This window comes from Halorubrum sp. Ib24, from assembly GCF_002252745.1.
In the GTDB taxonomy this organism is placed as follows: Archaea; Halobacteriota; Halobacteria; order Halobacteriales; family Haloferacaceae; genus Halorubrum.
The window spans coordinates 1-21,526 of sequence record NZ_NHOX01000024.1; the positions used below are offsets into that span (position 1 = coordinate 1).

Annotated in this window: 20 protein-coding genes; 12 read left to right on the top strand and 8 right to left on the bottom strand. The window is 68.7% G+C overall.

Annotation, left to right across the window (positions count from 1 at the left end):
- Positions 1-293 precede the first annotated feature (293 nt).
- The 3 genes from DJ82_RS05425 to DJ82_RS05435 all read left to right on the top strand — a co-directional run bounded on the left by DJ82_RS05425 (position 294) and on the right by DJ82_RS05435 (position 4,422).
- Positions 294-1,265 carry a transcription initiation factor IIB family protein gene (locus tag DJ82_RS05425; protein WP_094526821.1) on the top strand — a complete coding sequence of 324 codons (972 nt, stop codon included), beginning with the start codon at positions 294-296 and terminating at the stop codon, positions 1,263-1,265.
- 130 nt (positions 1,266-1,395) lie between these two features.
- Positions 1,396-1,869 carry an NUDIX hydrolase gene (locus DJ82_RS05430; protein ID WP_094557839.1) on the top strand — a complete coding sequence of 158 codons (474 nt, stop codon included), beginning with the start codon at positions 1,396-1,398 and terminating at the stop codon, positions 1,867-1,869.
- A 144-nt stretch (positions 1,870-2,013) separates the two neighbouring features.
- The gene (locus tag DJ82_RS05435; protein ID WP_094581250.1) at positions 2,014-4,422 is read left to right on the top strand and encodes a hypothetical protein; all 2,409 of its coding nucleotides are present in this window, start codon (positions 2,014-2,016) and stop codon (positions 4,420-4,422) included.
- Between the two features lie 163 nt (positions 4,423-4,585).
- Here DJ82_RS05435 and DJ82_RS05440 read toward each other — a convergent pair whose 3' ends face one another.
- Positions 4,586-4,891 carry a hypothetical protein gene (locus DJ82_RS05440; protein WP_004045854.1) on the bottom strand — a complete coding sequence of 102 codons (306 nt, stop codon included), beginning with the start codon at positions 4,889-4,891 and terminating at the stop codon, positions 4,586-4,588.
- A gap of 336 nt (positions 4,892-5,227) precedes the next feature.
- Between DJ82_RS05440 and DJ82_RS05445 the strand changes: the two genes are divergently transcribed.
- Complete coding sequence (locus DJ82_RS05445) at positions 5,228-6,583, top strand: adenylosuccinate synthase (RefSeq protein WP_094525522.1); 1,356 nt, start codon at positions 5,228-5,230, stop codon at positions 6,581-6,583.
- Positions 6,584-6,743: 160 nt separating this feature from the next.
- Here the strand turns inward: DJ82_RS05445 and DJ82_RS05450 are convergent, their stop codons facing one another.
- A complete protein-coding gene (locus DJ82_RS05450; protein WP_094525616.1) occupies positions 6,744-7,412 on the bottom strand; it encodes a helix-turn-helix domain-containing protein in 669 nt (222 codons plus the stop codon).
- Between DJ82_RS05450 and DJ82_RS14940 the strand changes: the two genes are divergently transcribed.
- Positions 7,344-7,532, top strand: coding sequence for a hypothetical protein (locus DJ82_RS14940; protein WP_198948023.1), 189 nt, complete (start codon positions 7,344-7,346; stop codon positions 7,530-7,532). The genes DJ82_RS05450 and DJ82_RS14940 overlap by 69 nt on opposite strands.
- A 1,002-nt stretch (positions 7,533-8,534) precedes the next feature.
- On the opposite strand, the gene DJ82_RS05455 is transcribed toward DJ82_RS14940, so the two are convergent.
- Complete coding sequence (locus DJ82_RS05455; RefSeq protein WP_094581251.1) at positions 8,535-9,401, bottom strand: aldo/keto reductase; 867 nt, start codon at positions 9,399-9,401, stop codon at positions 8,535-8,537.
- Positions 9,402-9,535: 134 nt separating this feature from the next.
- Between DJ82_RS05455 and DJ82_RS05460 the strand changes: the two genes are divergently transcribed.
- The 5 genes from DJ82_RS05460 (at position 9,536) to DJ82_RS05480 (ending at position 14,551) form a co-directional block, all read left to right on the top strand.
- Positions 9,536-10,024, top strand: coding sequence for an Lrp/AsnC family transcriptional regulator (locus tag DJ82_RS05460; RefSeq protein WP_094525520.1), 489 nt, complete (start codon positions 9,536-9,538; stop codon positions 10,022-10,024).
- The gene (locus tag DJ82_RS05465; RefSeq protein WP_094525519.1) at positions 10,021-11,163 is read left to right on the top strand and encodes a pyridoxal phosphate-dependent aminotransferase; all 1,143 of its coding nucleotides are present in this window, start codon (positions 10,021-10,023) and stop codon (positions 11,161-11,163) included. The genes DJ82_RS05460 and DJ82_RS05465 overlap by 4 nt, the downstream gene beginning before the upstream one ends.
- 90 nt (positions 11,164-11,253) lie before the next feature.
- Positions 11,254-12,402 (top strand): N-methyl-L-tryptophan oxidase, encoded by a 1,149-nt coding sequence (gene solA, locus DJ82_RS05470; RefSeq protein ID WP_094526817.1) that lies wholly within the window; start codon positions 11,254-11,256, stop codon positions 12,400-12,402.
- A gap of 156 nt (positions 12,403-12,558) precedes the next feature.
- Positions 12,559-13,713, top strand: coding sequence for an acyl-CoA dehydrogenase family protein (locus DJ82_RS05475; protein ID WP_094581252.1), 1,155 nt, complete (start codon positions 12,559-12,561; stop codon positions 13,711-13,713).
- 76 nt (positions 13,714-13,789) lie between these two features.
- Positions 13,790-14,551 carry a sensor histidine kinase KdpD gene (locus DJ82_RS05480; protein WP_094557834.1) on the top strand — a complete coding sequence of 254 codons (762 nt, stop codon included), beginning with the start codon at positions 13,790-13,792 and terminating at the stop codon, positions 14,549-14,551.
- On the opposite strand, the gene DJ82_RS05485 is transcribed toward DJ82_RS05480, so the two are convergent.
- Complete coding sequence (locus DJ82_RS05485; protein ID WP_094581253.1) at positions 14,529-14,744, bottom strand: hypothetical protein; 216 nt, start codon at positions 14,742-14,744, stop codon at positions 14,529-14,531. The genes DJ82_RS05480 and DJ82_RS05485 overlap by 23 nt on opposite strands.
- On the bottom strand, positions 14,741-15,160 hold the full coding sequence (gene msrB / locus DJ82_RS05490; protein ID WP_094525515.1) for a peptide-methionine (R)-S-oxide reductase MsrB: 420 nt from the start codon (positions 15,158-15,160) through the stop codon (positions 14,741-14,743). The genes DJ82_RS05485 and msrB overlap by 4 nt, the downstream gene beginning before the upstream one ends.
- Before the next feature lie 104 nt (positions 15,161-15,264).
- On the opposite strand from msrB, the gene DJ82_RS05495 reads away from it, so the two are divergent.
- Positions 15,265-15,501: a CDGSH iron-sulfur domain-containing protein gene (locus DJ82_RS05495; RefSeq protein ID WP_094525514.1), complete on the top strand. Its 237-nt coding sequence runs from the start codon at positions 15,265-15,267 to the stop codon at positions 15,499-15,501.
- A 41-nt stretch (positions 15,502-15,542) separates the two neighbouring features.
- Here DJ82_RS05495 and DJ82_RS05500 read toward each other — a convergent pair whose 3' ends face one another.
- From DJ82_RS05500 to DJ82_RS05510, 3 genes are read right to left on the bottom strand one after another with little or no spacing between them, the layout of a single operon-like run.
- Positions 15,543-16,565 (bottom strand): PfkB family carbohydrate kinase, encoded by a 1,023-nt coding sequence (locus DJ82_RS05500; protein WP_143420503.1) that lies wholly within the window; start codon positions 16,563-16,565, stop codon positions 15,543-15,545.
- A gap of 13 nt (positions 16,566-16,578) precedes the next feature.
- Positions 16,579-17,664, bottom strand: coding sequence for a DNA topoisomerase IV subunit A (locus DJ82_RS05505; protein WP_094557831.1), 1,086 nt, complete (start codon positions 17,662-17,664; stop codon positions 16,579-16,581).
- Positions 17,665-20,142: a DNA topoisomerase VI subunit B gene (locus tag DJ82_RS05510; RefSeq protein ID WP_094581255.1), complete on the bottom strand. Its 2,478-nt coding sequence runs from the start codon at positions 20,140-20,142 to the stop codon at positions 17,665-17,667. It abuts the gene before it with no gap.
- A 246-nt stretch (positions 20,143-20,388) separates the two neighbouring features.
- Here DJ82_RS05510 and DJ82_RS05515 point away from each other — a divergent pair, with 246 nt between their 5' ends.
- The gene (locus DJ82_RS05515; protein WP_094525510.1) at positions 20,389-21,468 is read left to right on the top strand and encodes a hypothetical protein; all 1,080 of its coding nucleotides are present in this window, start codon (positions 20,389-20,391) and stop codon (positions 21,466-21,468) included.
- The last annotated feature ends 58 nt before the right edge of the window (positions 21,469-21,526 follow it).

Sequence of the window (21,526 nt, forward strand, 5' to 3'; positions counted from 1 at the left end):
ACGCCCAAATCGGTTGCCCTCGCGGAACCGAGCGGCCGCGTCGAATCGCCGGTATATCACGAAATATCTATATAGCAGCGATAGGCGAGCCGGCGCGCAGAGCACGCGGCCGTCGAACCGCCGAAAAATCACGGCTATTTTTGCCGTGGTGACCTTCACGACGGCCTCTTCCGTAGGTTTTCAGAATCGATATCGGCACAAGGATTTAAATACTCTCAGGCCTTACCCGTTAGTGAGGAGACTAACCGAGACGCGTCTCTCGGTCCCCTCGTTCCCTCCATTTGAACCAACCAATGAGCGAAAACGTTCGAACGTACACGGCGGAGCACGTCGACGACGAGGAGGAGACCGAGTCGTCGGACGAGGAACTGCGATGTCCCGAGTGCAGCGGCCAGCTCGCGACCGACACCGAGCACGGCGAGACGGTGTGTGTCGACTGCGGGCTCGTCGTCGAGGAGGACGAGATCGACCGCGGGCCGGAGTGGCGCGCGTTCGACTCCAAGGAGAAGGACAACAAGTCGCGCGTCGGCGCCCCGACGACGAACATGATGCACGACAAGGGGCTCTCGACGAACATCGGCTGGCAGGACAAGGACGCCTACGGCAAGTCCCTCTCCAGCCGGCAGCGCGAGAAGATGCAGCGGCTCCGCACCTGGAACGAGCGGTTCCGCACCCGCGACTCCAAGGAACGGAACCTGAAACAGGCGCTCGGCGAGATCGACCGCATGGCCTCGGCGCTCGGCCTCCCGGACAACGTCCGCGAGACCGCCTCGGTCATCTACCGCCGCGCGCTCGACGAGGACCTCCTGCCCGGCCGTTCCATCGAGGGGGTCTCGACGGCCTCGCTGTACGCGGCCGCCCGGCAGGCCGGCACGCCGCGCAGCCTCGACGAGATCGCGGCCGTCTCCCGCGTCGAGAAGGACGAGATCGCCCGGACGTACCGCTACGTCGTCCGCGAACTCAAGCTGGAGATCCAGCCCGCGGACCCCGAGAGCTACGTCCCGCGGTTCGCCTCCGACCTCGGCCTCTCGGACGAGGCCGAGCGCCGCGCCCGGTCGCTGCTCGACACCGCGAAGTCGCAGGGGATCCACTCCGGCAAGTCGCCGGTCGGCCTCGCCGCCGCGGCGGTGTACGCCGCCTCGCTGCTGGTCAACGAGAAGGTGACTCAGAGCGAGGTCAGCGACGTCGCGAACATCAGCGAAGTGACCATCAGGAACCGGTACCACGAGCTGTTGGAGGCCGAGGACGGCGTCGCGCTGAGCTGATCGGCGCGCCGGACACGACGACCGCACGCGGTCGACGCTCCGCCCTTTCTGACCGACGTCCGGACGCTCGGGCGTCCGGACGCGGTTCCCCTTTCAGAACGCCCAAGCCCCCGCGGGCCGAGCGGCGCGTATGGAGACCACCCGTCACTTCACCGCGACGACGTACGTCGTCAACGACGGCGCGACCGCGCTCCACGCGCACGACCGGCTCGGGATCCGGCTCCCGCCGGGCGGCCACGTCGACCGCGACGAGCTCCCCCACGAGGCGGCGCTCCGCGAGGTCCGCGAGGAGACCGGGCTGGAGGCCGAGCTGGTCGCGACCGAGTCGTCGATCGAGGGGCCGAACACGCGCGGGCTCCCGGAGCCGGCCCACCTCATGCTCCACGACATCAACGTCCGCGAGGACGGGGCCGTGGGGCACCAACACGTCGACCACCTCTACTACGCCCGCGTCGGCTCCCGCGATATCGCGCCGAACGGCGACGACGAGGTCGACTCTGACGGGTGGCGCTGGTACACGCCGGCCGAACTGGCCGCGAGCGAGCTGCAGCCGGACGTGATCGAACTCGGCCGCGAGGCGATCGCGACCGTCGAGGAGCCGTAGTCGGTCGACGACCCGCGGGAGCGATCGCCGGAAACCCCGGGCCTGCGCGCCGGTCGGCACCGACTGGATCGGCTTCGATCGGCGTCAGACGGGCGTCTCACGGTCCGGAAGGTATTTGGGTCGTTGCAGGCGACATAAACCAAGATGGACGCGCAGCGACGATCGGAGATCACCGAGTGGGATTCCCGCGGGTTCTCGGGCGGATTCGCCGAACTCGGGCGCCTCGTCGACCGCGGATTCTCCGGCGCGGTGACCGACGGCACGGCGTGGCTGTTCGTGTTCGAGGGCCGCGTCGTCGGCGCGGTCGACGGCGACCTCGCGGACTTCTCGGAGGCCTCTGGCACGCTGTACGAGGCCCCCGAACCGGTCCTCCCGGTCCTGTTCGCCATGCAGGAGCGGGGCGGCGAGCCCCGGGCGCAGTACTACACGAACGACACCCCGCTCTCGGAGGCGGACCAGAAGCTCTCTCGCGGCGGGTTCACGGGCTACGTCGAGCTGTCGGAGAACGTGCTCTCCGGCGACTACTACGTCACGTACACGGCGGGCGAGTCGATGACCGCCGCGTACGTCGGCAACTCGCGACGCCTGGAGACGGGCGAGAAGGCGTTCTCGCTGGCCGACGACGAGGTCGGCATCTACACCGTCTACGAGGTCGACCTGAGCGTCAGGGAGATCCCGTCCGACGGCGACGCCGGAGCAGCCGAGTCCGGGGCCGCCTCGACAGCCGAACCGTCCCTCGACGGGTCGGCAGCGGCGGACCCCGAGCCGAGCGCTGCGGGCCGCGACGGCGACTCGGATCGAGACGACGTCACCGCGGCCGACGAGCCCGGTGACGCGGCGGCCGACGACGCCGACGGGAGTCCGGCGCGCCACGGAGTCGCCGGAAGCGAGAGGGCGGACGAGAGCCGCGAGAGTCCCGCTGGTCGGGACGAGACCGAAGCCGGCGGCGACGACGGACCGTCGCCCGTCAGGGTCGGCGGAACCGACGGCCGAGATACTGACGGTCGCGATACCGACGGCCGAGATACTGACGGTCGCGATACCGACGGCCGAGATACTGACGGCGAACGACGGGAAGCCAACGGAGAGCGCAGCGCAGACGCGGAACGTGGCGCGAACGAGGCGCGAAGCGCTGATGACGCCGCCCTCGACGCGGGCGCCGGCGCGGACGAACCGGCGAGCGACGCAGAGGCCGCGGCCACGTCGGACGCCCGCGACGATGGCGAGCCCTCCGACGCGGCCGCCGTCTCGGCGGACTCGGACCGGCCCGAGGGCGAGCCGCACCCGAGCGACGACGTGTTCTCCGAGGAGGAGGAGTGGCGCGAACAGAAGTCGATCCCCGCGTTGGACCCGTCGGAATCGAGCGACCCGCCGACCGGCCGCGACGGAAACGGGGGAGGCTCCGCCAGCGGCTCCCGGCGGTCCCGCGGATCGAACGGCGCCGCGCGGCGAAACGATCCCGAACCGGGCGGGCAGTCCGCGGGGGACGACTCTCCGGATCCGCGGTCGACGGCCGAGGCCGACTCGAACCGGTCCGCCGTGTCGCAGCGCTCGCGGGGCGCCGACGGATCGACCGGCGACGGACGGGGCCAGGATCGCCTGCGCCAGCTGAAGAGCGCGCTGGAGGAGTCGGAGCGGAAGCGCGAGTCGCTGGCGGCGGAGCTGGACGAGACCGTCGCGGACCGGGACGACGTCGAGGCCGAGCGCGACGAGCTGGCCGCCGAGGTGGACCGCTTGGAGTCGGAGCTCTCGACGCTCCGCGAGGAGCGCGACCGCCTGGGCGAGGAGCTCGCCGCGGCCCGCGACCGGCTCCCCGAGGGCGACCGCTCGCTGTCTCCCGCGGAGGCGCGGAGCGGGACGAACCTCTTCGTGCGGTACGATTCCAAGGGCGGCGCGACGCTCGAGGACGCCCACGACGGGGCGGTCGACCGCGACGCGCTCAGCGAGAACCTGCGGATCGAGCACCACACGAGCTTCGAGACGGACGGGCTCACGGTCGACGGGCGGCCGTACGAGGAGTTCCTGCGGGACACGATCGAGTACGGCTTCACCCGCTGGCTCGTCGAGGACCTCCCGTTCGAGGTGAGCGGGACCGGCAACCAGAGCGTTCTCCGCGACCTGTACGACGCGATCCCCGAGGTCGACCGGGCGGAGATCGGCGGCTCGGTGTCGATAGCGATCCGCGAGAACGGCGAGGAGACGCGAGAGCAGCGCGCGTTCGACCTCGTGTTGCGCGACCGGATGGGGAACCCCCTGTTCGTCGCCGACCTCAACGACAGCCGGGACCCGACCGCCGAGGGGACGCTGGAGTCCCTCGTGGGCAACGGCCGCGACATCGCGGAGTCGAACGACTCGTTCGCGGCTGCGTTCGCGGTGACTGAGAGCTTCTTCGAGCCGGGCGCGTTAGAGACGGCGAGCGACGCGGTCGGCGGCGGGCTGTTCAGCCGATCGAAGCGCGCCAGCTTCGTGAAGCTTTCGCGCAAGCAGGGGTACCACCTCTGTCTGGTCGAGGCCCGCGACGGCGGCTTCCACATGACCGTCCCCGACCTGTAGCTCGGCGCTGTTCGCGGCGGAGAGACGGCGACCCGTGACTCCGGGCGGGCGGCGAGAGAAACCGCGGCGGGCAATCAGAGTCGGGGCGAGAGACAACTGCGGCTGCGGTGACCCGAGATCGAAACGCGGACCCGCGGCCGGCGGCGCGTACGAACGGAGGCGTTCAGTTCTCGAGCTCGGCGGCGTCGTCGATCCGCATGGAGCCGAGCTTGTCGACCGTCTCGTCGAGCTTCTCGTCGAGCTCGTCGACGAACTCGTGGGTTCGCTCGGTGGTGATGGCGCCCTGGCTCGACGGCTCGATGAGGTTCTCCTCCTCGAGCACGCGCAGGGAGTACCGGACCTTGTGATGGGGGTATCCCGTCTCGTTCGACATCTTCACGATGCCGATCGGCTCGTTTTCGATGACCATCCGCAGGACTTGGAGGTGTCGTTCCAGCATGTCTACCTCCTTCTCTAGTCGATCTATCATGGCACATGTTAACTCGTCATGCCCCTGTTTAAAAGTTGCTGTCGTCGGCCGCCCCCGGGTCGCTCGATCCCCGACTTCGACGTGGCAGTAATTAACGTGTTCGATCGATCGGGGACCGAGTGGTCGTGCGAATCGACGGCCGACTCCGCGAGCAGCGGCCCCGCGAATCGGTGGCGGAGTTCGTCGCTTCGCTCGTCGCGAGCCCGTCAGACGGGGATCTATCGCACGAACGGGCATACCTCATATGAGTACGCCGCAATCTGATGCACGTTCGTGGGGTGATCGCGTCCGCGGACCGTAATCTGTTTTACCCCCCGGAAGGAACCACCGGGCCGTATGACACTCACCATCGTCGGCTCCCAGCTGGGTGACGAGGGCAAGGGCGCGCTCGTCGACCGGTGGGGAGGGGACGCGGACGTCGTAGTCCGTTATCAGGGCGGCGACAACGCCGGCCACACCGTCGTCGAGGGGGGCGCGGAGTACAAGCTCTCGCTGGTACCGAGCGGTGCCGTCCGCGGCACGGTCGGCGTCCTCGGCAACGGCTGCGTCGTCAACCCGCGCACGCTGTTCAGCGAGATAGACGGCCTGCGCGAGCGCGGGCTCGACCCGGACGTGCGGGTCGCCCGCCGGGCGCACGTGATCCTGCCGTACCACCGCGTGCTGGACGGGATCGAAGAGGAGGTCAAGGCCGACGACGACGCCGGCGACGAGGTCGGCACGACCGGCCGCGGAATCGGGCCGACGTACGAGGACAAAGCGGGCCGCCGAGGGGTCCGGGTCGCCGACCTGCTCGACCCCGGCGTGCTCCGAGAGAAACTGGAGTACGCCGTCCCGCAGAAGCGCGCGATCGTCGAGGACGTGTACGGGCTCGAGATCGACGGCGATGAAGAGCGCGCCGAGGCGTTCGACGTCGACGCGCTCCACGAGGAGTTCGCCGCGATCGGAGAGCGCCTCGCCGACGAGGGGATGACGGTCAACTGCTCGGACTACCTCCACCGCCGCCACGAGGCCGGCGACGAGATCCTCTTCGAGGGCGCTCAGGGGACGCACATCGACGTCGACCACGGGAACTACCCGTTCGTCACGTCCTCGAATCCGACCGCCGGCGCCGCCGCGGTGGGCTCCGGGCTCGGGGTCACGAAGGTCGGCGACGGCGAGGTCGTCGGGATCGTGAAGGCGTACCTCTCCCGCGTCGGCGAGGGGCCGATGCCGACCGAGCTCGACGGGGACGCCGACGAGGAGGCGCTCGCCGACGACATCCGAGAGAAGGGCGGTGAGTTCGGCACCGTGACGGGTCGCCCCCGTCGGATCGGCTGGCTCGACCTCCCGATGCTGCGCCACGCGGCGCGCGTCTCCGGCTTCACGGGGCTCGCGGTCAATCACGTCGACGTGCTCGCCGGGCTCGACGGGCTGAAGGTGTGTACCGGCTACGAGCTAGATGGAGAGGAGATCGATACCGTCCCCACCACGACCGACCGATGGGAGCGGTGCGAACCGGTGTACGAGTCCCTCGACACCTGGGCGGAGTTCGACTCGGCCGCGGTCGCCGAGGAAGGCTACGACGCGCTCCCCGAGGCGGCCCGCGAGTACCTCGAGTTCGTCGCCGACGAGACCGACACGCCCGTCTACGCGGTCGGCGTCGGTCCCGACCGCGAGGAGACGGTCGAGCTGGTGAACCCGTTCGACGCGTAGGCCCCCGTCGCGGGCATACGTCGTTTGGTGCGACGCGTTCGACGGGTGTGAACTGGCCGTTCAGACGGCTCTCTCTGGCCATCCGACTTTCCGGACACTGAGGTCACACGCACGGTACGTCCCGGAGTCCTCGCGACACGCTCGCACTTGCGACGGGGGCTCACCTGTTCGGCTCTTCGCTGTCGTCCATCAGAGAGGAGATGATCAGTCGCTTGATTCCGCGCCGAAGGAGCCCGCTAGCCGCGGGCTGAGAGATGTCCAGGTCGGCGGCGACGTCACTGAGAGTCACGTCTCGGGGCTCTTCGAAATACCCCGCATCGACCGCGACGAGGAGCGCCTCCCGCTGGCTGTCGGTCAGTCCCGCGTCCGTGGTACCGATGCCATCGTACTCGTTGACGCGCACGAGCTCGATACTGATGTCATTCCGTCGTGCGTAGTCCCACAGGCGAGTCAGATTCGCTCGCTCGGGCAGCCACACCGTCAGGTTCCACGCGCCACCCTCGTTTTCCATGTCGAGGATGACACCGCTCGCCGCCGAGACGACCGGCGAGACGATCGTTGCTTCGTCCGAATACTCCACGCTGTAAATCGCCCTCCCGTCGCCGGTTTCACGCAGGCGCTCGAACGCCCCGATTGTGTGATCGTTCCGCAATCCCCTCTCGAACCGACGGAGATCGGACGATTCCACGCGGTAAAAGAACCGCCCGGACGTCGGATCGGTGCCCGCCTCCGATACCGATTCGACGCTCGCACTGCTGTCGTGACGGACCGCGCCCGTGAGGACGATGTCGGCGTGCTCGACTCGGACGACCGCTTTAATATCGCTCATCGTTCTGTGAGGGAACTGCCTCCGGAGTTCCACCTCCGTGAGCGACGGGTGCCGAGGTGGTCGGCGCAAATCGACGGTCGAACGCTCGCGACCGGCGTCACTGCGGCGGTCGTTCGGTGAGTCCCGTCGCCCGGTTGGGCACGGCCTTCGGATACGCGGGTCGCGGTGATATACCTATGTCTCATACGTGTGCGGTTCGGACCGGGAGGGCGACTTGGGGACCGACACGGTGTCGGCCCGAACCGACCGGTCCGGTTCGGCTGTTCGAAGACCCTCCGGCGGACCCGTTCGCAGCGTTCTCGACTCGTCACCGTGGCGGCTTGAACAGCGTCGCGCGGACCCGGTCAAACCAATCGAGTGCGGCCGGGCGAGCGGACGCGGCAGGGAGGTAGAACTTCGGTTCGGTTCTGTCGGCGCCGTCGCGGACGCGGTCGTTCCGTGTCATACGGGTGGAACGTGGAGCCCTCGGCCCATCGGTCTCCGGCTTATGAGTATAACTCACTTATATACTAACGGCCGATCGCGCCCCTGCCGGCCGCCACTGGCGGCCACCTGCCGTACACGATGGCGGGGCGGTCGAGGTCGGTGAAGAACGGCGGCCATCGTGACAACGGACGGCGAACGAGGGGTGTGGGTCGCGACCGTCATCGCCCGGGGGTCGGCGCGTCTCCGACCGAGAGAGACCTTCGACGTCAAAGCGATCGGGTGCTCCAACGGGCTCGATCGGCTCCGTCGTTACCGACCCGCACCCGGACGCCGTCGTTCACGGTACGGGGGTCGCGTCGTTCGACGTGAGTCCTCCGACGCGGGCCGTGCGTACCTCCGTCCGCGGTGCTAGCTCGCTCGACACACTCGTCGGCGACGGCCGCTCTGGCCGCCCGAACGGTGCTCCTGAAGCGGCGGCGGGTATCGACGGTCCACGCGAACGGCCCGCGCCGGTCGTCGCCGAAGACGGCCGTTCCGGACCGTGAGGTCCAAGCGCCCGCGCCGCTAGCCGCCGAACGATCCTGGACACCCCGGCACGGCGACTGCCGTCCCGAGCGCGGGGAACTGACGCCGACGCACCCGAGGCCGGACGCCGTGAGAGGGCTCAGGAATCGGGGCGCATCGCTCGTCGGCGCTCTACGCCCGCAGATCGATCTCGTCCAGAGCTGCCATATCCTCGTCGGTCAGCGAGAGGTCGGCGGCCGCGACGTTCGTTTCGAGGTGTTCGACGCTCGACGTGCCCGGGATCGGGAGCGTCACGTCGGAGTGTTCGAGCAGCCACGCCAGCGCGACCTGCTGTGGCGTGGCGTCGCGACGCTCGGCGACCTCGTCGAGCACGGCGGCCGGCCCCTCCTGAAAGACCGCGTACATCGGCCCCCACGGGATGAACCCCACGTCGTCGCGCTCGCAGGCGCGGAGCACGTCCTCGTCGTCTCGGTGCCCGACGTTGTACCGGTTCTGGACGGTCGCGATATCGACGATCTCCGTCGCCGTCTCCAGCTGTTCGACGGTGACGTTCGAGAGGCCGACGTGGGCGATCTGCCCGGCGTCCTTCATCTCCGCGAAGGCGTGGACGGAGGCCTCGAAGTCGGTGTCCGGGTCGGGCCGATGGAACTGGTAGAGGTCGATCGTGTCGGCCCCGAGCCGGTCGAGGCTGCACAGCACCTGATTCTTCAGGAAGTCCGGGTCGCCGTGGGGGAGCCAGTCGCCCTCGCGGTTGCGGAGCAGCCCGGCCTTCGAGGCGACGACCACGTCGTCGGGGTCGCCGAGGGCCTCGCCGATCAGGCGTTCGCTGACGCCCGGCCCGTAGGAGTCGGCGGTGTCCACGAAGTCGACGCCGAGCTCGACGGCCCGCCGGAGGACCCGCTTGGCCTCCTCCTCGTCGGCCGGCCGCCCGATGATGTCCTCGCCCGTGACTCGCATCGCGCCGAAGCCGAGGCGGTTGACGGTCACGTCGCCGCCGACGTCGAACGTCTCGCTCCGGGTCGTCGTCGCTGGTGACATGGCCGGGCGTACGCGTGCGGCCCCCAAAGTGGTAAGGATAGCGGAGGGGGGAGAGCGCCGACCGGCGCGCCGCGGCCGACGGCCCGTCTTGCGCGCGTCGCTACTCATAAACCGCCCCCGCGTGATCATGAAGTATGGACGCCGAGCGCGAGGTACTCGACGTGTTGGCGCGGAACGCCCGCGAGGACATCGACGACATCGCGGCCCAGACGGGCCTCGACGCCGCCGCGGTAGAGGAGGCCATCGCGGCGCTGGAGGCGGACAACGTGGTCCACGGCTACCAGGCGGTCATCGACTGGGACCGCGTCGACGAGGGGAAGATCCGGGCGGTCGTCGAGATCAACGTGGAGCTCGACCGCGAAACGGGGTACGAGCAGGTCGCCGACCGAATCGCGAAGTTCCCGGCGGTCGACGCCCTCCACCTCGTTTCCGGTGACTACGACTTCGCCGTCGAGGTGCTCGGCGAGACGATGCAGGACGTCTCCCGGTTCATCTCCGAGCAGGTCGCGCCCATGCCGGAGGTCACCCAGACGGTGACTCACTACATCATGGAGACGTACAAGGACGGCGGGGTGCGGTTCGAGGACGGCGACGACGACGACCGCCTCTCCGTCTCGCCATGAGGCTCTCGGAGCGCGCGCGCGACCTCCCCGAGTCGGGGATCCGGAAGTTCTTCGAGCTCGCGGAGGCGCGCGACGACGTGATCTCGCTGGGCGTCGGCGAGCCGGACTTCTCGGCGCCGTGGGCGGCCCGGAACGCCGCGATCGACTCGCTCGAACGCGGGAAGACCTCCTACACGTCGAACCGCGGAATGGCCGCCCTCCGCGAGCGGATCGCGGCCCAACACGAGCGCTACGACCAGTCGTACGACCCGGCCGAGGAGGTGCTCGTCACCACCGGCGCGAGCGAGGCGGTCGACCTCGCCTTCCGCGCGCTCGTCGACCCCGGCGACACGGTCGCGGTCCACGAGCCGACGTACATCTCCTACGGCCCGGGGATCGAACTGGCCGGCGGCGAGCGGCTGACGGTCCCCACGCGGGCCGAGGACGACTTCGCGCTCACGCGGAGCGCGCTGGAGGCGTCGGGCGCCGCCGACGCGGACCTCCTCGTCCTCTGTTACCCGAACAATCCGACCGGCGCGACCATGACCGACGAGCAGTACGCGGCGGTCGCCGCCTTCTGTCGCGAGAACGACATCCGGGTGATCGCCGACGAGATCTACGCCGCGCTCACGTACGGGACCGACCACGCCTCGATCGTCACGCGGCCGGGGATGCGCGAGCGCACCGTCGTCGTCAACGGCTTCTCGAAGGCGTACGCGATGACCGGCCTCCGGCTCGGGTACGCGCTCGGACCGACCGAGGCGATCGACGCGATGAACCGGATCCACCAGTACACGATGCTGTCGGCGCCGACGACGCCGCAGTACGCGGCGATCGAGGCGCTCGACCGCTGCGACGACGAAGTGACCGAGATGGTCGACGAGTACAACCGCCGCCGCCGACTCGTCGTCTCCCGGTTCAACGAGATGGGCCTCGACACGTTCGAGCCCGGCGGCGCCTTCTACGCCTTCCCCGACTGCGGCGGCGACGACGAGGTCTTCGCCGAGGAGCTGCTGGAGGCGCAGGGCGTCGCCGTCGTCCCCGGCTCCGTCTTCGGCGCGGGCGGCGAGGGCCACCTCCGGGTGTCGTACGCGACCTCGATGCGCGAGCTGAAGGAGGCGACCGACCGGATCGCGACGTTCGTCAACGGGCGTAACTGACGAGCGTCCGCCGAGCGCCCGCCGAGCGCGCTCGGTCGGTCTCGCTTCTCGGAGCCAAACGACTAACGCGGTCGCCCGCCACGAGCGGGTATGGGCGAGTACGACGCAGTCGTGGTCGGTGCGGGCGTGGTGGGGTGTGCGGCCGCCCGCGCGCTCGCCGGCGAGGGTCGAGACGTGCTGCTGTTGGAGCGAGGCGACTTCCCGAACCCGCGGGCGACCTCGCACGGACCGAGCCGCATCTTCCGACTCGCCTACCACGAGGGCGAGATGTACGTGCCGATGCTTCGCCGGAGCCGACGGGCGTGGCAGCGACTCGACCGCGACGCGGAGGCCGACCTCTTTTATCGAACCGGGTCCCTGACCGTCGGGCCCGAGTCGGGCGACTCGTTCACCGGCGCGCGAGCGACCTGTCACACCCACGACATCGACCACGAGGTGCTGGACGCGGCCGCTGTCAACGACCGGTTTCCGGCCTACGACCTCCCCGAGGGGTACCGAGCCGTGTTCCAGCCCGACGGCGGGCTCCTCGACCCGGAGCGGTGTCTCGTCGCGCTCGCCGAGGCGGCGATGGCGGACGGCGCCGAGCTGCGGGCCCGCGAGCCGGTAGTCGACTGGACCGCGGGCGAGGACGGGGTCCGCGTTCGGACGCCGCGACGGGACTACGACGCCGACTCGCTCGTGGTCGCGTCGGGCGCTTGGGCCGCCGACCACGTCGCCGCGGTGGAGGGGTTGGTGGAGCGCGAGCGGCACGTTGCCTGTCGGATCCGGCCGCGGACCCCGGCCGCGTTCGCGCCCGACTCGTTTCCGGTGTTCGTGATGGACACCGAGGACGGCCGGCACTTCTACGGCCTCCCCCGGCATCGCGTTCCCGGATTCAAGGTGGGGGCGACCCACGCCGAGGGGAGCGCCGTCCATCCCGACGAGATTCACGACGCGGGACTGGCCGAGACGGAGGCGGCGCGCGGGTTCGCCCGCGACTTCGCGCCGACCGGTGACGGGGCGGTGCTGGGGACGAGGGCGTGCGTGCTGTCGCAGACGCCGGACGGGGACTACATCATCGACACGCTCCCCGACGGTGGGAACGTCGTCGTCGCGGTCGGGATGTCCGGACACGGGTTCAAGACGGCGCCGGTCGTCGGCGAGGTCGCCGCCGCGCTCGCCACGGACTCGGACCCGCCGGTCGACGCAGACCCGTTCGCTCTCGATCGGTTCGACGGGGTCGGTGACGGACGGGGGTAACCCCGACCGCTCGCGGTCGACGATCCGTCCACACGGGCGCCGACCGGAAGACACGGCGCGATCCGACGCCCGCCGTGCCGGGACGCCGTGATAAACGCGCTCCGGATTCCTCGTCATTTACGAATAATTATGATGAATTCGGCGGATCGGGTGAACATGGAGTTCCAGCTGACCGACGAGCAACGACACCTGCGGGACGAGGTGCGGAAGTTCGCCGACGAGGAGATCCGACCGGTCGCGACGGAGTACGACGTGGCCGAGGAGTACCCCCACGAGGTCATGGAGAAGGCCGCCGAGATGGGCCTGCTCGCGCCGCACGTCCCGGTCGAGTACGGCGGCGTCGGGTACTCGTCGGTGGAGAACGCGATCCTGACCGAGGAGCTGTTCGCGGCCGACCCCGGGATCGGCCTCTGCGTCTCCAGCGCCGGGTTCGGCGCCGAGGCGCTGATGGAGTTCGGTACGGAGGAACAGAAGGAGCGCGTCCTCCCTGAGGTGACCGCCGGCGACGCGGTGATGGGCTCGGCGATCTCGGAGCCGCAGGCGGGCTCGGACGTGACGTCGGTCGAGACCCGCGCGGAGAAGGACGGCGACGAGTGGGTGATCAACGGGTCGAAGATGTGGATCACGAACGGCACCGTCGCCGACTACTTCGTCGTCGTCTGCGAGACCGACCCCGAGATCGACGACCGCTACTCCGGCTACTCGCAGATCCTGGTCGAGGGCGACCGCGACGGGCTCACCCGCGACAAGATCACCGGGAAGCTCGGTATCCGAGCGAGCGACACCGCGGAGCTCCGCTTCGACGACGTCAGGGTGCCGGAGGAGAACCTGATCGGCCAGCGCGGGATGGGATTCCTCCAGCTGATGCAGTTCTTCGACGAGACACGCACCGCGGTCGCCGCGCAGGGCGTCGGGATCGCCCGCGGCGCGGCCGAGCGCGCACTTGAGTACGCGGAGGAGCGCGAGCAGTTCGACCGCCCGATCAGCGACTTCCAGGCGATCAAACACAAGCTCGCGGAGATGCACACGAACACGGAGGCCGCCCGCTGGCTCACTTACCGCTCCGCGTGGGCGGTCGACAACGAATCCGGCGATCTCACCGCGCTCGCGTCGATGGCCAAGGAGTTCGCCTCGCGGGTCGCCGTGGACGTCGCCGACGAGGCGGTCCAGGTCCACGGCGGCGCCGGCTTCGTCAACGACCACGACGTCGAGCGGCTCTACCGCGACGCGAAGATCACCCAGATATACGAGGGGACCACCGAGATCCAGAAGAACATCATCGCTCGCGAACTGCTCGACGAGGGGTTGTGAGCGACTCCGTCGGGTCGCTCGCGCCCCCCGCTCGCGACCGGTATATAAAAACCGGCGGCGGCCCTTCGTCACTGACATGAGCGACGGTGCGGACTCCGAGCCGGCCGGGAGCGCGAGCGACGGCGCGGACGCCGAGTCGGCCGACGGCGTGACCCCGGAGGAACGCCTCAAGCGCCAGCGCGACGACCTCCGCCTGCTGAACCAGGTGATGCGCCACGACATCCGCAACGACCTCCAGCTGGTCGGGGCGTACGCCGAACTGCTCGACGACCACGTCGACGAGGACGGGAAGGAGTACCTAGAGGTCATAAAGCGCAACACCCAGAGCGCGGTCTCGCTGACCACGACGGTCCGCGACCTGGCCGAGGTCATGCTCCGGGAGGACACCGACCCGAGCCGCGTCGCGCTCGATAGGGTCCTCTCCCAGCAGGTCGAGGAGGTCCGCTCGGCGTACTCGGAGGCGGTGTTCACCGTCGAGGGATCGTTCCCCGACGAGGCGGTCGTCGCCGACGAGATGCTGAGCTCGGTGTTCCGGAACCTCCTGCGGAACGCGGTCCAGCACAACGACGAGACGCCGCCGACGGTGACGGTGTCGGCGACCCTCGACGAGGGCGAGGGCGTCGTCGAGGTACGCGTCGCCGACAACGGGCCCGGGATCCCCGAGGGCCAGCGCGACGAGGTGTTCGGGAAAGGAGAGAAGGGACTCGACAGCCCGGGCGCCGGTATCGGGCTGTACCTAGTCCGGTCGCTCGTCGAGATTTACGACGGGGACGTGTGGATCGAGGGCAACGAGCCGAAGGGGGCGGCGTTCGTCGTCAGGCTCTCGGTGGCGGAGTAGGGCGCGAGGGCGTCGCCGGTCTCTCCGCCAGTCTCTCCGTCCGCGCCGCCAGCGTGATCAACGCCGCCAGCGTGATCAACGCCGCCAGCGTGATCAACGCCGCCAGCGTGATCAACGCCGCCAGCGTGATCAACGCCGCCAGCGTGATCAACGCCGCCAGCGTCGGTTCCCCGGGCGCACCGAGCGCGCTCACTCGTCGTCGTACTCCATCGCGACCGAGTTGATGCAGAACCGCTTCCCGGTCGGCTCGGGGCCGTCGTCGAACACGTGGCCCAAGTGGGAATCGCAGTTCGCGCACCGCACCTCGGTGCGGCGCATCCCGTGGCTCGTGTCGACGGTCGTCGTCACCGACTCTTCCTCGGCCGCGTAGAACGCCGGCCAGCCGCAGCCGGACTCGTACTTCGTCTCGGCGTCGAACAGCACCGTTCCACAGGCCCGACAGCGGTACTCCCCGTCGTCGGGGTGGTGGTCGACGTACTCGCCCGAGAATTTCGCCTCCGTGCCGCTCTCGCGGAGCACGCGGTACTCCTCCTCGGAGAGCCGCTCGCGCCACTCCTCGTCGGTCAGCTCTCCCGGGTCGACCGCGTCTCCCTCCTCGGTCTCGCTCATACGCCGAGTACGGGCCCCACGCCCAAGGCGGTTCCGGCGGGGTCTCGGTCGCCCCGCCCGGACCGGCCCCAAACCGTATGCCTGCGGGCACGGATCGACGTGACATGGCGCGCGAAGTCACCCACGAGGAGCGCGGTCCGGCGATACTCGACGAGTCCGACACCGGCGACGACGGCAAGATATACGTCTGTCAGTGCGGCCTCTCCGACTCGAAGCCGCTCTGTGACGGGTCGCACAACGCGACCGCCGACGAGGCGGACGGCGTCGTATATAAGTACGCGAACGACGACGCCGACGGCGAGCGGCGCGAGATCGACGAGATCGCGTCCGAAGACCGGTAAGCGAACCTGAGACGGTCGGGTGGTAGCGGGGAGGCGTTCGCTCAGGAGTCGACGGGAGGCCTCTCGTCGAGGAATGCGGCGACCTCGTTCGGACCGCCGGTACTGCCGGATTCGACGTAGGAGACCGCACAGGCGTTTCCACACGCCAGCGCGACGTCCCAATCCCACCCGCACGCCAGCGCGTGGCCGAGCCCGCCGGTGAATCGATCGCCGCCACCGGTGTGTCGGACCGGACGCTCGACGCTGTAGTTGCTGACCCGCAGACGATCGTCGGACGTGACGGCGGCGGCGGCCTCGTCTCTCGCGTGCATCACCGCGGCCGTGACGCCCGTCTCCGCTCGGATCGCGGCGAGTCGGGCGAGGTCGTGGTCGAACGGTCCGGACAGGGGCGCGGCCGTCGCCCGGACTTCCTGCCGATTGGCTGAGTACACCACGTCGAACGCGTCTTGGAGAGCGGCCATTGCGTCGAGCAACGCACCGATCTCGTCGGGCCCGCACCCGACGATATCGCCCGGGTCGAAAACGAAGGGGATCCGCGGGACGTCCGCGTCGCTCAGCCGGTGAAACGCGCTTTCGAGCCCCGCCACGGAGTCCCAGTTACTACAGCAGACGGCGTCACCCCCGAACACGTCCGGGAGATCAGCGACTCGGCGTACCTCCGCGAGGGTCCACTCCGCGACGTCGGCGGCCTCGACGAACATCACGTCCCGATCGCTGAAGCCGAACACGTACACGACCGCCGGAGCCCCCATCGACACGGTATCGAAGGGTAGCGACTCGAATACCGGCGCGTCGAGGTGGCCGTAACAGGTGACCGATCCGCCGAGCGCGTGGAGCTGTTTCGCCGCGTTGACCGCTTGGCCGCCGGGCTCGGTCGCCTCGACGGCGAACGAGAACGACGACCGATCTCCGAGGATCTCCCGGCCGAACGCGTCGCGGGTCTCCGGCGACTCGGCGTCGTCTTCGGCGACCGTACAGAAGTGGTCGACGCTTCCGTCGGGGAGCGTCGTCACAGTCGGAGACCCCGACTCAGTGAGACGCCGCCGCAGCCGATCGTAGGGCATGCGACACCTCCGTTCAGAGCACGCCCATCGCTCCGAGCCGCTCGGGGAGGTACGTGTCGGTGACGAAGTCGAGCCCGCGGCTCGCGAGCGACTGCTGTTCGGACTTCTTCCCGATGTCGAGCTGGAGCTCGATCTGCTCCTCCCAGTAGTCGGTCTGGAAGCGCGGGTCCTCCAGCTCCGACTCGAGGGCGTTCACGTCTGAATCCGAGAGCGGGTCGGCCGGGAGGTCGTACTCGACGATGTCCTCGGGCTGGATCCCGACGAACTGCGCCTCCGGGGTCGCGAGGTACTTCGAGAGGTGCGCGGACTTGATCGAGCCGTACGCCACGGAGCCGTAGATCCGGTAGGACCACGGGTCGCCGTCGGCGAAGACGGCGATGGGGACGTCGAGCTCGTCGTGGACGCGCTTCGTGATGCGGCGGGTCGCTCGCGCCGGCTGGCCCTTTAAATGGATGACGAGGCAGTCGTACTCCTCGTCGAACCCGTTCTCGACGAGCCGGTCGCGCATCCCGCCGGTCTCCACCGCGAGCGCGAAGTCGATGTCGTCGTCGAGGAACTCGATCATGTCCGGGTTGTTCGGGATCTGGTAGCCGCCCTCGCCGACGTCCTTCTGACAGTGGATCTCGCGCTCGCCGCGGCGGGTCTGCTCGCGGATCTCCAGCGGACCCATCAGGGTCGCCCCCGACTCCTCCGGGCGCATGTGGAAGTCCTCGCGGGTGACCCCCGTGACGATCTCCAGGTCCTCCACGAGGTCGTTGGACTCGTCTTGTGACTTGAACTGCGCCTCGTCGTTGTCCCACGACTCCGAGAGGTAGTACAGCTCCCGCAGCGTCGAGGAGCGCCCCTCGTCGAGCTGGTTCGCGAGGAACTCGATCGTGTACGCCGCCTTCAGCAGCTTGCGGGCGCCCCGCACCGAGTTGGCGCTGCGCGTCGACGTGCGGTCGCCGTACGTCCACACGCCGCTCTCCGTGTCGTACTCGATGTTGCTCTTCGTCCGCGTCGGGAGCTGCAGCTCCGGGATCGTCCCGTCCGCGAACTGGTCGTAGAAGTCGGCGGCCAGGTCGATCAGCTCGTCTCGTGCGTCAGTGTCTGTCGTCATTTACGCGTTCACCGTGAGTTTCTCCGTCTCGACGCCGCCGACGCTGACCTCGAACTCGGCGTCGCCGTCGACCGCGTACGTCAGTTCCCGCTCGTCGCCCGAGGGGACCTCGGGCTTCCACTGGACGAACCACTCGCCGTCCATGTCGACGACCGTCCCGTCCGAGGGGTCGGTCGGCTCGGTCGAGACGATATCGGTGATCTCCAACTGCTCGTTCACGTCCGAGTGGTTCTCGACGACCAGCGTCACGGTGCCGTCGGACACCTCGCGATCGACGCTGACGTTGTTCATGATCCGCGCCAGCGCGCCGTCGATGTCGGGGCGCGGGCGGCCCGTGACCTCGGAGACCTTGTCGGCCATCTCCGGGAGGATCTTCCCGAGCACGTCCTGCTTCTCGCGGCGCTGCTGCATCGAGCGGCGCTTGTTGAGGAACGACTTCAGCTCCCGAGCGGCCTCCCGCACGGCGAGCTCGATCTCGTCTTCGATCGCGGGGACGTTCGCGAGCGCGTCCTTCGACTCGCTCGTGAACGGGACGTTCGTGGAGGCGACGTGGATGCTGATCACGGCCGGCCCGTTCGGCATCCCCGAGCCGCCGGGCTGGTCGAGCCCGTAGTTGCGCCAGCCGATCGACTTGATCACGTCCGTCGTCGCGCAGGCGCCCCGCTGGTAGACGAGGGGGACGCGGTTCGCGAACCGGAGCAGCTCGACGGAGCCCTCCGCCGGAATATTCCCCCCGTAGGCGATGCCGGCCTCGACGATGAACGGGTCGCCGCCGTGGACCTCGGCGTCGCGCGTCGCCGCCGCGTAGAAGTCGGCGTCGTACTCCTTGCGGAGCCCGGCCTCGACGAGCTCGGCCGTGATGGGCGCGAGGCAGTCGGTCGGCGGCGCGAGGATGTCCGTGGTGCGCATCGCTTCGAGCAGGTCGGCCGCGGCGTCGCGGTCGGCGGCGACGTCGCGCACCTTCGGCGGGTCGTCCGGCACGGTGCGCGCACGGGACCAGAACGCTTCGACGACGTTCTCGCGGGCGGTCTCTCCGAACGTCGCGTCGTGCTGTTCGGCGACGAAGTTCGCCGCGTCGGCGACGAGCCGATCCAGGTCGTCGCGAGCGATCCGGAAGGCGTCGCCGTCGAGGTTCAGGAACCGGCGCGTCAGCGCGTCGGCCATCGCCTGGACCGCGGCGTCGTCCTTCCGAGTCGACGTCACCTCGTCGACGAGCGCGTACGCGTCGGCGACGAGGGGGGAGTGGGCCTCTCCCCCGTCGTCCTCGCCGTCGCCGGCCGCGTCTCCCGCGGCGGCCCCGACCGGCTCGCCGTCGGTGTCGACCCCGGTGATCGCCCGCCACGCCGCGTCGACCGCGTTCTCCCGGACGGTCCCGCCGAACGTCTTCCCGGTGTCGTCCTCGACGCCGTCGGCGACGTTCCCGACGATCGTCGCGAGCTCGGACCGGCTCAGCCGGTCGTTCCCCGAGACCGTCTCGGCGACGCCTTCCGCGAAGGCGGTCGTCGCCGCCTTCCCCTTGTTGGCCACCGCTTCGCTCACCGCGGCCGCGACGTCGCGGTCGTCGTGCGCGCGCGGCGGCGTCCACGAGAGCTCGCGCCCGTAGTAGACGTCCCGGAAGTTGTCGATGACGCTGTCCGCGGTCTTCTTGCCGACCCGCGTGAACTCCTCCTGGAGGAACCCGGACACCGAGTACGACTCGGTCGCCTCCAGCATCTTGATGAGCGCGCCGAGCTCGACCCCGTGGGGGTGCGGGCGGATCTCCTTCGTCTCAGCCGGTAGATCGTCGGTCGCGCGCTCGAACTTCATCGGCTCGTCGAGCCCCGGCTCGCGGAGTTCGATCCGGGCGTGGGGGTTGACGACCGCGGTGTGTTTCACGTAGTCGTGGAGCTGCTGACGGGCCCGCATGTTCGCCTCCATCTCCAGCTCGATGCGGGTGCCGTGGGGGCGGTCCCACGTCGCCTCCTCGTCCGCCTTGATCTCCGGCTCGTTCGTGTCGGTGTCGATGATGAGCTCGAAGTACTGCGCCCGCGACTGCCCCTTCGGGCGCGAGGTGATCTTCGCGGGCTGGCCGGACGTCAACTGCGAGTACAGTACGGCCGCTGAAATCCCGATTCCCTGTTGACCGCGATTTTGTTCACGTGTATGAAACCTTGAACCGTACAGGAGCTTCCCGAACACTTTCGGGAGCTCCGCTTTCGTGATGCCCGGCCCGTTGTCCTCGATGACGAGCCGGTAGTAGTCGCCCACCTCCTCGATCTCGATGTAGATGTCGGGGAGGACGCCGGCCTCCTCGGTCGCGTCCAGGGCGTTGTCGACCGCCTCCTTGACGGCGGTGACGAGCCCGCGGGCGCCCGAGTCGAACCCGAGCATGTGCTTGTTCTTCTCGAAGAACTCGGCGATGGAGATCTCGCGCTGGCCCTCGGCCAGCTCCTCCGCGACCCCCTCCTCGTCGCCGATCGTCGACTGGAAGGACGTCATTCGGTACCCCTCCCTTCCACCGAGGCACCTAAAAACGCACCGCCGGCGCGGTGAAAGTGGATCCCGGCGTCAGACGCCGTCTCATTCGGATATATTGGTCGCTCTCGCGTTGTGGACTTCGGGCGACTGCGAGAGCGCTTCCGTCGCGACCCTGTCATCAATAATTTAAAATAACATAAAATTATTGTATATAGTGGCACGGTAACATGTGCCTTGTCAACGACCGTGCCGGGAGGCAGCACACCCATGGCAAACGACGACGCGAGTGGAGAGCCGAGTCGAGCGCGAAACGCGGACCGACCGCGGGACGCGAACCGACGCGGGGTTCTCCGGGGAGTGGCCGCGGCCGGTGCCGCCATCGTCTGGGGGTCGTCGACCGTCGCAGGCAAACCGGGCAACGGAAACGGCGGAAGCGACTCCGGAGGAGGCAAATTCCCTCCGAAGCGACTGACAGAGTACGGGAGACGCATAAAACTCGGAAAGGGTATCGTCAGGACGTTCACGAAAGTGACGCCATCGGGAGAAACGGAGTACCACGGTGTTGAGTTCGACCGCGCGGCGCTGGAAGCGTTACCAAGTGCAGAAGAGCTCAAGAATGCCGCAGAGAGCTCAGGCCGCGGTCCATACGCGGATAAATATAACCCGACCGGGGAGGCGCTGGAGGTGCACTACAAGTACTCGCTTCAGTTCTTCGTCCCGTTCCCGGACACGGCAGACACACCATTCACGTTCTTGGGACTCAACTGGAATCCGGGCGGTCACTTCGGCGGCAAGGGCGCGTGGCTCAAGCCGCACTTCGACATCCACTTCCATATGCTCGACCCCGCGACGGTCGACGCCGTCGAGGGGCCGCGGCTCCCGCCGTATGACACCGGGAACGGGGAGTACACGTCCGGAAGCCCAGCACCGGATTTTGATGGAAAGGTGACCGACACGAATTTCGATTACGACCAGCTCCCCGAGGGGTACGCGCGGGCGCCCGATCCGGTCGCCGACCAGCGATACATCAGGGACATGGGCGAACACACGGCCCCTGCGGACGCGCCCGAACTACCCGACGGACCGGACGATGTCGGTGATCCGGGTGCCTTCGATAACACACTCATCCAGGGGTTCATCGGTGACGCCGACTCGTCGCGTCTGGCGTTCGTCGAGCCGATGATCACGCGAGAGTTCCTCCGGAATTTCAACGGCAACGAAGAGTACAGCGTCCCACAGCCGGATGCGTACCCGCACGACCAGCGGCACCCGACCAAATACAGAGTCCGCGACGTTCCGTCGAAGGACGTGATCGCCGTGGTGCTCGAGAAATTCGAGCAGGTTTGATCGCGGGGGCGCGTCTCGTTTCGCGCTGTATTTATCCGTTACCGGTTCGCCCGCCGAC